Raw genomic sequence first — 11,372 nt, forward strand, 5'->3', positions numbered from 1 at the left:
ATCCCTTCGGCTACTACCTGTGGAACTCCGCGGTGGTCACAGGAGCAGGGGCACGCCGCCGCCGAGGCCGCGGTCGGCCTGGGCTGGGCGGCGGTGGCGGGGGCCGTGCTGACGCTGCAGGCGCGGCGGGCCAGGAGACATGACACCGACGGACGGATATGAACGATGGATCTTCTTCCGCACCTGATCGAAACGGTCGCGTCCGAGCAGCCCGAGGCGGTGGCGATCGACGGTCCGAGGGGCGCCCTGTCGTACGGGGAACTGCTCGGCCGGACGCGTACGTTCGCCGGCCTGCTTCGCGAACTGGGCGCCGCGCCCGGCGAGGTGGTGGCCGTCGAAGGCGCCGGGACACCGGCGGCGGTGACCGCCCTCACGGGCGCCCTGTACGCCGGATGCGTGATCCTGCCCATCGACCCCGCGCTGTCGCCGGAGCTGCGCGACACCATGATCGACGCGGCGCGGGCCAGGTTCCTCGTGCGGGCGGACGACGGTGAGTGGCGGGTGTCCGACCCGGGCCGCAGGGTGCCGCTCCCGGACCGGCCGAGCCCCCTGGCCGCACCGGCCGGCCTCGACCCGCGGGCGCCCGCGTACGTCTGCTTCACCTCCGGCAGCACCGGCCGCCCGAAGGCGGTGCTGGGCGCGCACGACTCGCTCGCCCACTTCCTGCGCTGGCAGCGCGACACCTTCGAGGTGGGCCACGGCGACCGGATGGCGCAGCTCACGAGCTGGTCCTTCGACGTGGTGCTGCGCGACCTGTTCACCCCGCTGGTGAGCGGCGCCACGCTCTGCCTGCCCGGGTCGCGGTCACGCGACGCCGAGCGCGTCTTCGCGTTCGCCCGGACGTACGCGATCACGCTGCTCCACGTGGTGCCCTCCCTGGCACGCCGATGGCTGGCGGCCGACGCCGCGCAGACCGGGGTGCCGACCCTGCGGGTGGCCTTCTTCGCCGGCGAGCCGCTGCACACGGACCTGGTCGGCGACTGGCGACGGCGGGTGGCGCCCGGCTCCCGGGTGGTCAACCTGTACGGTCCCACCGAGACCACCCTGGCGCAGTGCTTCTACGAGGTGCCGCCCGAGCCCGAGGCCGGCCCGCTGCCCGTGGGGCGGACGCTGCCCGGGTGCTCCGCGAGCGTCGTGCGGCCGGGCTCGTGGCACCCCACCTCGCCGGGGGAGCCCGGTGAGGTGGTGCTGACCACGCCGTACCGCTCGCTCGGCTACCTCGGCACGGGCGCGAGCACGTTCGCGACGACCCCGGCGGGGGAGCCGGCGTACCGCACCGGCGACGTGGGACGGTGGGACGAGCGCGGGCTGCTGCACCTGCTCGGACGCCTGGACCAGCAGGTCAAGGTGCGCGGCGTGCGCCTGCGGCCGCCGGAGGTCGAGCGGGTGCTGCGCGGCGTGCCCGGCGTCCGGGAGGCGGCCGTCGTCGACGCGGCGGACGAGCACGGGAGCGTCCGCCTGGTCGGCTTCCTCGTGGCCGGCCCGGCGCTGCCACCGGTCCGCGACCTGCGGGAGGCGATCGTGCGGGAGCTGCCGGCCGCGGCGGTGCCCGACGAGTTCGTCCTGCTCACCGATCTGCCGCTGCTGCCCAACGGCAAGGTGGACCGCACGGACCTGCGCGAGCAGGCCGGCACCCGCGCCCCCGCCAAGCCGGTCGACGCCCCGCCCGGCGACGGGAACGCGCTGGTCGTCGAGACCTGCCGGCGGGTCCTCGGTGTCGAAGCGGTCCCGGTCACCGCGGACCTGTTCGAGCTCGGAGTCGATTCGATGTCCGCGATGGAGATCGCCGCGCGCCTGGAGGACCTGCTGGGCGGGGAGATCCCGCTCGGCCTGGTCTTCGACCATCCCACGGTGGAGGACATCTCCCGCTATCTGGTGCACCGGGGCCTGGCATGAGCGGCCCGATCACCCCGTCGTGGAGCCAGCGGGCCCGGCTGCTGCAGCAGGTGGAGGACGAGCGGGCGGGGGTCTATCGGGCGTTCCACTCGGTGTCCGCGCTGCGCGTACGCGGCGGGCTGGACCTGGCGGCGCTCGACCGGGCCTGGCACCACCTGCAACGGCGGCACCCGGTCCTGCTCACCTCGTTCGACCGCGAGAAGCCGCTGTGGCACCTCGACCCCGCGGAGCCGGCGGACCTGGAGCTCCACACCGCGCCGCGGGACGCCGACGACGCCCGGCAGGTGCTCGTACGGCAGGCCGAACGGCCCTTCGACGCCGAGCGCGGGCCGCTGGCCAGACTCGTGGCGATCTCGCGACCGGAGACGACGGAGATCCTGCTCGGACTGATCGCCGACCACCTGGTGTGCGACGCCTGGTCCCGGCGGCTCCTCGTCCGCGACCTTCGCCTGCTCTACGACCGGGAGATCGGCGCCGGCGTCGAGGAGCCGGCACCGGCCCAGGGCGGCTTCGCCGCCTTCGTCGAGCGGCAGAACGACTATCTGGAGTCGGGGCCCGGCCTGCGGATGCGCCGGAAGGTCGCGGGACAGATCGTCCCGCCCGGTCCGGACACCGCCGTGGTGGGCCGTACCGTGCCGGTGACGCGGGAGCTCGACGCCGACTCCTACGGGAGGCTGCTCGGGGTGGCCAGGAACGTCCGGCTGACGCGGACGCAGGTCGTCCTGGCCGCCCTGGACGCGGCGCTGGCCGACCTCGGTGGGCACTTCCCGAAGGCGGCCACCATGGTGGTCGCCGGCCGGCCCCGGGCCGACCTGCACGGGGCGGTGGGCTGGTTCTCCAGCCAGGTCGCCGTGGTCACCCCGGCCAGGCACGCCGATCCGCGCGACCATCTGCGCTCGTTCCACGCGGGGATGGTGGCGGCGCTCGACGCGGCCCGGGTGCCGTGGCCGCTGGCGGTGGGCGACGCGGTCCCGCACCTGTTCAGCCGGCCGCTGTCGCTGCCGTACCTGGCGTTCAACGCGCAACCGCTGCGGATGCGCACCGCCCTGCGGCCGCTGCCGTTCGCCGGCACCGAGGTGAGCGAACTGCCGGTCAACCTCGGCCGGCAGGAGGGCTCCCTGCTGTCGTACTGGACCGAGCGGGACGACGGCGGCCTGAGCGCCACGCTGCGGTACAAGCCCGAGCGGTACGGCGCGGCGGACGTCGCCGCGCTCTGGGAGAGCACCACGTCCCATCTCGACTGGTTCGTACGGAGGATGGCCCCGTGAGGTTGTTCGTCATCGGCGCGGACCCGCACCGCGAGCGGGCGTTCGCCACATGGGCGCGGGCCGGCCTGTCGGTCACCCTCGCCGACGGGGTGAGCGCCGGCGGCTACGAGCACGTGGTCGACCGTTTCCACCCGATCGAGGTCCGCGACGAGAACGCGGACACCGAATGGCTCGTCCGCATGGCGGCCGGACACGACGGCGTGACCACGCTGGCGGAGGGGGCGCTGGTCACCGCCGCCACGGTGGCGCGGAAACTGGGCCTGCCCGGTCCGGGCGTCCACGCCGCCCGCACCGCCCGCAGCAAGGTCCGCCAGCGCGAGATCGGCGCGCGGCACGGCCTGGCCGGGCCCCGGTACGCGGCGGTCAGAGGTCCCGAGGATCTGGGCCGGTTCTTCGCCGCCGGTCGCGCGGGCGCCGTGCTGAAGCCGCTGGACAGCGCGGGAAGCGCCGCCGTGGTCGCGGTGCACACCCTTGACGAGGCGCTGGACCGGTGGCCGCGGGTGCGCGCGACCTCGCCGAGCCGTACCGGCATCGTGGAGGAGTACCTGCCCGGCGCGGAGGTGAGCGTCGAGGCGGTGGTACGCGGCGGCGAGGTCGTCTTCACGTCGCTGACCCGCAAGGAGACCGGCGGGCCCACCGGCTTTCTCGAGGTCGCCCACGCCACCGGCCAGGCCGACCGTCCCGGCGCCGAGGTGAGCGCGCTGGTCGACCGGCTCGTCACCGCGTGGGAGGTCGAGTCGGCCGTCCTGCACGTCGAGCTGAAGGTGGACGACGCCCGGTTCGTCCTGCTGGAGGCGACCGTACGCCCGGCCGGCGACTTCATCACCGAACTGGTGGCCGCGGTGCACGGCCGCGACCTCTACCTCGACCAGGCCCGCCTGGCCCTGGGCCGGCCGCTCACGGCGGACCGGCCGGCCCGCGCCCGGAGGGCGGAGGTGCGGTTCCTGCTGGCCTCCGGCACCGTACGCCGGACCGTCTCCCCGGTGGAGGTGACCGCCGGGCGGCCGTACGTCAAGATCGTCAGGCAGCTCGCGCAGGCCGGCTGCCGCCTCGCGCCGCTGACCGCGAACTGGGCCAGGGCCGGCTACGCCCTCGGCTGGTCCACGGACGACACCGGGCCGCTGACCGGGCAACTGCGGGCGGCGATCAGCGACCTGGGCAGGCTGATGGGCACGCCGGAAGTGGCCTGACCGCTCCCAGCGCCCGCGCCTTGACCGTCTGACCGCTCAGCGGCTGCGCAGGCGTACCCGGTCGAGGTGGCCGGGCTCCAGACGGGCGGGAGCGGCGGGCCGGAGCGCGGTCACCGGAGCCATGAACCACGGCTGGTCGCCGCCCTGCAGCGGCGAGTGGACCGGCACGAAGCCCTGATCCAGGAGATGGATCGCGAAATCGGTGGACACGTGACCGTGCGCGTCCACCGCCGCCGTACCCTGCCACGGCGGCACCGCCGACCCGCCCAGGCCCGCGAACCCGCACCGCCCGGGCACGGACGTGCTCAGCGTGAGCCGCACCCTGGGCGCGAACATCCGGTCGTAACCCAGATCCTGGTCGGTCCGGTTGACGGCCACGTAGCGGAGGGCGGCCGCCCAGGCGCCCCTGAGGATCTCGCGGCGCCCCTGGGCCACCATCGGGGCGACCGCGTCGCCGACGTTGTACAGGTCGGCGTAGAGCAGCGCGGACCACTCCCGGCGGTCGGTGCCGTAGGGCGGCTGGACCCGTACCGAATGCACCAGCGAACGGCACATGTCGGCGACCGTCACCCCGGACGCGCCCGGCCCCGCCGGATCCAGCGCCCGGCTGCGGGCCAGCACGCCGACCGGGTCCTCGGTGATGTCCAGGTCCCGGTACGCGTGCTCCAGCGCCCTGCGATGGGTCGTCAGCAGGCCCGGCCGCGCCCGCACGGCGTCCGCTCCGAGCAGTCGTGCGGCCGCGAGGTCGACGTCCTCCAACTCCATGATCGGCTCGCCGCCGATCAGGCGGAGGTAGCCGGCGATCCGCCGGAGGTAGGCCCCGGTGAGCGCCCGCGGCCGCACCCGGAAGTGGTTGCCGTCGGTGAGCAGCGTGATCCGCGCGCCGGGCGGATAGACCCCGGCCAGAGCGGTGCCCAGCTCCAGCAGCCGGACCAGCAGCGCGAGCTCGGCCAGGTCGGGCAGCGTGCCGAACGCCTTGAGACCGCTGTCGGCCTGCTTGACCGGGAAGGCCGGCAGCACCATCCGGATCGGCTCGCCGCGGCGGATCGCCGGCATCATGTCGCGCGCCGCCACCGCCATCGGGTACGCGCCGCGGCTGCCCCGCCGGAACTGCTTGCGCGTAAGGATGTGGCAGACGAGCCGGAGCGCGCGCTCGTGAGACGTCTCCCCGGCGGGCGCGGGTGTACGGAGCGCGCGTTCGGCCGTGCCGTGCGCCGCCTCCCGCGCCCCCCGAACCAGGCCGTCCACCAGGGCCGCGGAGTCGGCGGCCGACAGGCGCACGGCGTGCTCGGCGACCACCGGCCGCACCCGCAGGTCACCGACGGGCAGTTCGGCGATCGAATGACCGTGCGAGAGCCGGCAATCGTGCGGCGGGCCGGACGGGTGCGGGTTGCGCTCCAGCGTGTCGGGACGGTCGACGACGGCCGCGAAATCCTCGACGCGCCGCGCCCCGGTTAACAGGAGCGGGCGCGGCAGGCCGCACTGGGCCAGAGCGTCCTTGATCCGCTCGCGCTGGTGGGCCGCTGCGCCGAACGTCACGGTCCCGCCGTGGTCCTCCACATCGCGGACGAACCGGCCGAGACCGGCGGGCAGGGAGCCGTCGAGATTCACCAGCACCGCCGGTGGAGGCAGGGCCGGGTCGGTACGCCGGCGCAGGTCACGCTCCGCGACCAGCTTGAGCACCTGACGCAGCGCGTGATCGTGCTGGTCCGGCACGCTGTGGACGTACTGACCCAACGGATGGCCGCCGCGCAGCAGCGCCGCCGTCTCCGGGCGGAGGAAGCGCAGCTCCTGCTCGACGATCCGCCAGACGTGCGCGTGCACGTGACGGGGGAGCTGCCAGCGGGGGAGCGTCGCGGTCGCGGACTCGGTCAGCAGGCCGAGGGCGTTGGCCAGGTCCCGGGCGGCCCGGTGCACGTCTCCCGCCGAGGGCGCGACCACTCCCGTGACCACCACCCGCCCGGTGGCCCGGCCGGCTCCGGTGACCTCGAGCGCGAGGTGACGCGGGTCGGTGTCCAGCAGGGTGTCGTAGCGGTCCAGCGCGACCCGGAAGGCCGTCATCAGGGGGCGGATCACGTACTCGGTGAAGGCCCACAAGGGGTGGACGGGCCACTGCCAGCGGTCGCCGGTCGTCGCCTGGAAGCGGGCGGGGCTCGCGGTCATGGTGGCGATCGATACGGTCGTGGTGCCGTCCGGGAAGCCCGGATGGGCCGGCCAGGTCGTACCGGGGGAGTCGCCTGGGAGCGCCGCGTAGAGGCGCAGGAGCGGGTCGGTGCCGATCACTGACCGCAACCGGTCGTACCCGCCGGCCGGCGACCGGTCGGCCCGCAGGACGGTCTCGTGTGGTGCGCACGCTCGATCGATGTTCATAACGGTCCCCCGCAATCAGCCGTCCCGCCCGTCCGTTGCCCGGCCAGTGAATCACCGTGCGTATTCAAATCGACGTCGCCGCGTATTCACGGACCCCGGCACCTTCACCGACCCTGGGCGCCTTCACCGACCCCGGCATCCCGCCCGAGCGCGCACGCCCGGCTCCACCGGCGGGACTTCGCGACAGAACCCCCTGGACGGTCTCTGACGATCGCCCCCACCCGCTGTATGCGGATCTGTCGTCACCCCCACGCCAACCACATCACTCGCGGCAGCGTCACACTTACAGACCGTGCTCGCCCCGAGGAGGCCCCATGCCCAGCGCCAAGACCGCCGGCACCCGCGACCAGGCCAAAGGATGCGGCTGCCTCCTCGTGACCGTCCTGCTCATCATCGGCGGCTGTAACGTCCTGTTCGGCGGAGGCGCCACGCCCGCACCGGCCCCGGCCATCGCCACGACCACACCGGTCCCGGCCACGACCACACCCACGGTCACCCGGCAGCCCGAAGCCATTGATGACCTCGACGAGGACGGCATCGAAGACCGCCGGGACACCGACGCCGACGGCGACGGCGTCACCCGGGCCACAGACCGCGACGACCAGGACCCGAGCAAGGGGAAGCGCAAGCCCAAGCGAACCCCGACCCCGAAGCCGACCAGGGCCGAGCCGAAGTCCGAGCCGGCCCCGCTCGCGAAGGCACACCCGGGAGGCTTCTGCGGCACGCCCGGCGCGGTCGGCGTCGCGTCCAACGGCCGCACCTACGTCTGCCGCGCCGGCCACTGGCGCCGATGAGATCAACCGCCCGCCCGGTCCTCGCCCCCCTGGCCGCCCGCCCGGGACCGACCACAAGCCCAACCTCCCCGCCCGTCAACCGGATGCCCAGGCAGGGAAACCTTCGGAAAGGGATCAGATGAAGCCTGCGATCGCGGCCGCCTCAACGGTCGTCATCACCGCGGCCGTCGTCGTCGGCATCCTCGTGGCGGCGGGCATGCTGACCACCGAGCGACCGCCGACCGAGATCATCGAAGCGTGCCGCGTCTTCATCCCCGCCTACGAGGACGCCATGGCGAGCGCCGACCAGGACAACGACCGGACCCTCCAAACGGAGCTGGCCCACCCCGTGCGGCCGTCGGACCGCTGGCAGGCGAAGCATCAGGCGTCATTGGAGGCCGCAGCCTTGCACGTACAACATCTGCAGGGCGATTGGAGCGACGTCGCCTGGCAACTCGTCCATGCGGCCTCCGCCATGCAGCCCGACGCGCTGATAGGGGCCGTCGACAAGGAAAGCGCACTCCACGGCGCCCACGCCGCCTGCCTGGGCAGATAGCAGCCCACCAACAGGACGGCCACCGCCCACCCGCACCGCACCCACGACCCCTGCGACGTCCAGCGCCCGCCTTGAGCACGGGCAAGCCGCATCGGCGTCCGCCTTGAGCACGGGCAAGCCGCATCGGAGTCCGCCTAGAGCATGGGCAAACCCCCATCAGCCGTGCAGGCTGGAACCCCGAAGCAGCATGGGCACCGATGTGGCGACCCGGCGCGTCATCCGCCCGCGGCACGCCGAGGCGGAACGTCCTGCTCCCGGGAGTCCCACCAGCCGAGCACCCGCGTCCCGTACAACGTCAGCCACTTCGACGGCTCCCCCGCCGGTACGTCGACCTCGAACCACACCCGCCCGGGGTGCCGCCGAGCCTGAATCCAGGCACCGTCCGGCTGCCTGGCGGCGCGGACGATCTCGATCGCCTCGCTCATGCGCGGATCCGGCGCCGCACCGTCATGCAGACGAGCCTGCCGGAAGTACTCGGCCGCGTTGAGCACGCTGTAGAACCACCGGAACGGGTAAGCGAAATGGTCCGCCCACGGCCCCACCGGCTCGCCCGTGGACAGACGCCGGAAAAGCCTCCGCCGCAGGAGATACTCCTCACCGGACCGCCGTGCGGCGCGGGTCGCGTCCGTGCCTCCGGTGGCGACGTCGTAGGCGAGCAGCCCCTTCAGGGAGTTGAGCGTCGAGTGGAACGACGATCGCGTCGAGCCTTCGACCCACTCGCAGTTCCAGCCGCCGTCGGGCAGCCGATGCTCGAGGAACCAGTCGACGATGCCGGTGATGTCGGCGCCGAGCCACACACCGTTCGCGACCGTGTAGGCGTTGATGCAGCAGTCGACCTCGCCGCCCCAGTACGGCAGGTCGTCGTACTCCCAATGGCTGTTCTCGGCGAGAAGTCCGGCCGTACGGCGTTCGCGCAGGACGGCGGAGTCCAGCCCCCACTCCCGCAGCGTGTTGAGCGTCCACGTCGTCGCCGTCCAGGGCTGACTGGCCGCTTCGCCCGCCTCAGAGCCGTGGAAGTCGAAGTCCGCGGGGAAGTACGCCCCGCCCGCCCACTGGCCGTCCGGGTCCTGGAGGGCGAGGAGGCGCGCGCCGAAGCCCTCGGTCGCGATCTTCGCCCGCGTAGCCTGCCACACCTCGGGAGGCTCGCCCGCAAGATCGCGCTCGACCTGCCAGCGCAAGGCCGGATCCGAGTCGCTGAGCCATGCGATCAGGGCATCGGTCACCATGGAGCGACTCTAGCCCGCATCGTTCACGGCGCGACAGCGACGGCGCCCAGGTCGAGCACGCCCGCTTCACCGGCCCTGGTCGTGCGGGCCCGTCTCCCGGGACCTGGTCGTGCGGGCCCGCCTAACGGGCTCGGGTCGAGCACGCCCGCTTCCCGGACCCCGGTCGTGCGGCCCGCCTAACGGGCGCCGGTCGTGCGGGCCCGCTTAACGGGCCCTGTTCATGCGGGGCGGCCCTCTCCCTCGCTGAGATCGGGCTCCGAGTTTGGCTACTGGCTTAATCCCGCCAAGCCGAGACCAGCTGGAGTTATGGTGTCGGTAGGCGGAGCGCCCGCCGGCGCCTGGCGCGGTTTCCCACGCGGACCGCGCATGATGGCCAAGAGTCGCCGACTCAGCGCGCGGGACCCGTGTGTGCGGCCTGATCGTGCCGCCTGATCGGTGGGAGGCGTGGGGTCCTGCCGGAGGCATGATGGCAGAAGATCAGCACCACGGGGCAGGCGCTCAATCCTACGACGGGCGGCCATGGCGCCGTCCCGTGTCCGGCCGGGCGCGCAGGCGGGCGATCCGGGCGCAAGCGGCACTCACGGGTGTGCCCTACTCCGTTGCCAGACGCCTGCTCGACGCCTTCCCGGAGGGTGCGTTCGAAGGGCCGGCCAGCCAGGGGCGCACCATCTATCCGCCGAGCACGGACGGGCATCGGCGCATGCTGATCGCCCGCCGGGCGGGCCGCACGGTCGAGCAGCGGATCCATGACACCCGGGTGGCGGCCGACGTGCCCTGGGGGCGGGCGCGGCATCTGGTCGAGCGGTTCCCGCCCACCCGGGGCGAGAGCGGCAGCGGTGTCGGCGCGCTCTACCACGGCGAGGCGCGGCTTGACGTGCTGGCCCTGATCTACACCATGATCGCCGAGCAGGCGCGGAGCCTGGTGCCCTCGCTCCGCGAGCTCGCCTGGGCGGCCGAGCTGGGCCAGGAGACCGCCGTCGACATCGTCTGCTCCCTGCTGGATCGCACGGCCCGCCTGATGCTCGACCAGGATCTGTCGGTCCTGCGTGAGCAGGCGACCACCGCGCTGGCCGCCGCCCGTGTCTCCCCACACCCCGCCGCCCGCGACCATGCCGAACGCCTGTCCGCGATGGTGACCCCGCACATTCCCCGGCGCTGGGAGCGGCTCCGCCTCGACGGCGTCTTCGACGGTGCCGGGCAGATCCTCGACGCCCTGCTGGTGATGGCCGAAGACGGCCACGCGCCCGGCACACGGGTGCGGATCGCCGCCGGGCCCCACACCGGCGCGACCGCGACGATCATCAGCGCCGCGTGGGAGCCGACCGGCCCGCCCCGGGCCTATGCCGTACGTCCCGACGGTGTGGCTTCGACCATCGCCGCCGACCCCGATGACCTGGTCGTGCTCGCTTTCCGGGCTCAGCCCCGACAGGAGATCTGATGTTCGAGAGGTTCACCGACCGAGCGAGGCGTGTTGTCGTCCTGGCCCATGAGGAGGCCAAGATGCTCAACCACCACTACATCGGCACTGAGCACGTTCTGCTCGGGCTGCTCTCTGAGGGTGAGGGTGTGGCCGCCAAGGCTCTGGAGAGCCTCGGCATCGGTCTTGAAGCTGTACGCCGGCAGGTCGAGGAGGTCATCGGCCAGGGTGCGACGCCTCCGGAGGGGCACATCCCCTTCACCCCGAGAGCCAAGCAGGTCCTCGGGCTGTCGCTCCGTGAGGCTCTGCAGTTGGGTCACGACTACATCGGCACCGAGCACATGCTGCTCGGGCTCATCCGCGAGGGCGACGGTGTGGCGGTCCAGGTGCTGGTCAAACTCGGAGCCGAGCCGAATCGCGTCCGCCGGCAGGTCGTCCAGATGTTGCAAGGACACCAGGGCGGGCAGGAGCGCACCGGCGCGAGCGCGGCCGATGACTCGCCGTCGTCCGCCTCGGCCCCGTCGACCTCCCTGGTGCTCGACCAGTTCGGCCGTAACCTGACCCAGGCCGCCCGTGAGGGCAAGCTGGATCCGGTGATCGGTCGTGAGAAGGAGATCGAGCGGGTGATGCAGGTCCTGTCGCGCAGGACCAAGAACAACCCGGTGCTGATCGGCGA

Annotated in this window: 9 protein-coding genes; 7 read left to right on the forward strand and 2 right to left on the reverse strand. The window is 73.3% G+C overall.

Annotated features, from left to right (window positions below; all coding sequences use genetic code 11):
• Positions 1 to 165 precede the first annotated feature (165 nt).
• From AB0I15_RS66090 to AB0I15_RS66100, 3 genes are read left to right on the forward strand one after another with little or no spacing between them, the layout of a single operon-like run.
• The gene (locus tag AB0I15_RS66090; protein WP_358120838.1) at positions 166 to 1,896 is read left to right on the forward strand and encodes a non-ribosomal peptide synthetase; all 1,731 of its coding nucleotides are present in this window, start codon (positions 166 to 168) and stop codon (positions 1,894 to 1,896) included.
• Positions 1,893 to 3,164 carry a condensation domain-containing protein gene (locus AB0I15_RS66095; protein ID WP_358120841.1) on the forward strand — a complete coding sequence of 424 codons (1,272 nt, stop codon included), beginning with the start codon at positions 1,893 to 1,895 and terminating at the stop codon, positions 3,162 to 3,164. Before AB0I15_RS66090 ends, AB0I15_RS66095 begins: the two co-directional genes overlap by 4 nt.
• Positions 3,161 to 4,354, forward strand: coding sequence for an ATP-grasp domain-containing protein (locus tag AB0I15_RS66100; protein ID WP_358120843.1), 1,194 nt, complete (start codon positions 3,161 to 3,163; stop codon positions 4,352 to 4,354). Before AB0I15_RS66095 ends, AB0I15_RS66100 begins: the two co-directional genes overlap by 4 nt.
• A gap of 36 nt (positions 4,355 to 4,390) precedes the next feature.
• Here the strand turns inward: AB0I15_RS66100 and AB0I15_RS66105 are convergent, their stop codons facing one another.
• The gene (locus AB0I15_RS66105; protein ID WP_358120845.1) at positions 4,391 to 6,724 is read right to left on the reverse strand and encodes an L-tyrosine/L-tryptophan isonitrile synthase family protein; all 2,334 of its coding nucleotides are present in this window, start codon (positions 6,722 to 6,724) and stop codon (positions 4,391 to 4,393) included.
• Positions 6,725 to 7,038: 314 nt separating this feature from the next.
• Between AB0I15_RS66105 and AB0I15_RS66110 the strand changes: the two genes are divergently transcribed.
• Together AB0I15_RS66110 and AB0I15_RS66115 are read left to right on the forward strand one after the other, a co-directional pair.
• Positions 7,039 to 7,518: a hypothetical protein gene (locus AB0I15_RS66110; RefSeq protein ID WP_358120848.1), complete on the forward strand. Its 480-nt coding sequence runs from the start codon at positions 7,039 to 7,041 to the stop codon at positions 7,516 to 7,518.
• A gap of 118 nt (positions 7,519 to 7,636) precedes the next feature.
• The gene (locus AB0I15_RS66115) at positions 7,637 to 8,053 is read left to right on the forward strand and encodes a hypothetical protein (RefSeq protein WP_358120851.1); all 417 of its coding nucleotides are present in this window, start codon (positions 7,637 to 7,639) and stop codon (positions 8,051 to 8,053) included.
• A 215-nt stretch (positions 8,054 to 8,268) separates the two neighbouring features.
• Here AB0I15_RS66115 and AB0I15_RS66120 read toward each other — a convergent pair whose 3' ends face one another.
• A complete protein-coding gene (locus tag AB0I15_RS66120) occupies positions 8,269 to 9,279 on the reverse strand; it encodes a squalene cyclase (RefSeq protein WP_358120854.1) in 1,011 nt (336 codons plus the stop codon).
• Between the two features lie 586 nt (positions 9,280 to 9,865).
• Between AB0I15_RS66120 and AB0I15_RS66125 the strand changes: the two genes are divergently transcribed.
• Positions 9,866 to 10,717 carry a hypothetical protein gene (locus AB0I15_RS66125; protein ID WP_358120857.1) on the forward strand — a complete coding sequence of 284 codons (852 nt, stop codon included), beginning with the start codon at positions 9,866 to 9,868 and terminating at the stop codon, positions 10,715 to 10,717.
• Positions 10,717 to 11,372: Clp protease N-terminal domain-containing protein (locus tag AB0I15_RS66130; RefSeq protein ID WP_358120859.1), on the forward strand; the 656-nt coding region annotated here is incomplete at its 3' end. The genes AB0I15_RS66125 and AB0I15_RS66130, both read left to right, overlap by 1 nt.

The organism is Nonomuraea sp. NPDC050643, from assembly GCF_040654715.1.
GTDB lineage: Bacteria > Actinomycetota > Actinomycetes > Streptosporangiales > Streptosporangiaceae > Nonomuraea.

Coding starts and splice junctions, on each gene's coding strand:
- AB0I15_RS66090 (WP_358120838.1), top strand. CDS start 166: ATGGATCTTCTTCCGCACCTGATCGAAACGGTCGCGTCCGAGCAGCCC.
- AB0I15_RS66095 (WP_358120841.1), top strand. CDS start 1,893: ATGAGCGGCCCGATCACCCCGTCGTGGAGCCAGCGGGCCCGGCTGCTG.
- AB0I15_RS66105 (WP_358120845.1), bottom strand. CDS start 6,724: ATGAACATCGATCGAGCGTGCGCACCACACGAGACCGTCCTGCGGGCC.
- AB0I15_RS66110 (WP_358120848.1), top strand. CDS start 7,039: ATGCCCAGCGCCAAGACCGCCGGCACCCGCGACCAGGCCAAAGGATGC.
- AB0I15_RS66115 (WP_358120851.1), top strand. CDS start 7,637: ATGAAGCCTGCGATCGCGGCCGCCTCAACGGTCGTCATCACCGCGGCC.
- AB0I15_RS66120 (WP_358120854.1), bottom strand. CDS start 9,279: ATGGTGACCGATGCCCTGATCGCATGGCTCAGCGACTCGGATCCGGCC.